Here is a 463-nt window from a genome sequence, read left to right on the forward strand (position 1 = left end):
GACCCTTCTTGCGACTCATGACCCCATCCTGGGCCACCACCATGTCAACAGCAGTAGTCAACACTTCCCGATCCTGAACTCGCCCTGTCCGGCGGACTTGCTAAGAACCGCTGGCCTCAACTCACCCCTGACAGACAGGGGTCCGCCGCCTGGTCCTGGCGCTCGACATGGCGTCCCAGTCCGCGATCGTCCGCTTGCGTTCGCCGGCTTGGCTGCTCCGTTGGCTGCTCCTGGTAGAACCAGACCACTGCGTAGGGAAGCTCATCCGCAACACGTGCCGCCAGCAGACGTCCCTCAGCGGCGAAGGCTGCATCCTCGTCTGCCGTCACGGGTCTTCTGTCATTTGGATCGGCGATGTTGACCATGGACTCGGACCATTGCCGCCAAGACGCCAACCGCCCCACGAGGCTGCCGGACAGCCCGAGCGTTGCAGGATCGTGCGGCTCGTAGACGTCATTGGGGT

Annotated in this window: 1 protein-coding gene; it reads right to left on the minus strand. The window is 63.5% G+C overall.

The window, feature by feature from the left end; translation table 11 throughout:
- Positions 1-116 precede the first annotated feature (116 nt).
- A partial coding sequence (locus KBX63_RS34920; protein WP_210918690.1) for a hypothetical protein occupies positions 117-463 on the minus strand: 347 nt, incomplete at its 5' end.

Source organism: Micromonospora sp. U21, from assembly GCF_018070045.1.
Taxonomy (GTDB): Bacteria; Actinomycetota; Actinomycetes; order Mycobacteriales; family Micromonosporaceae; genus Micromonospora.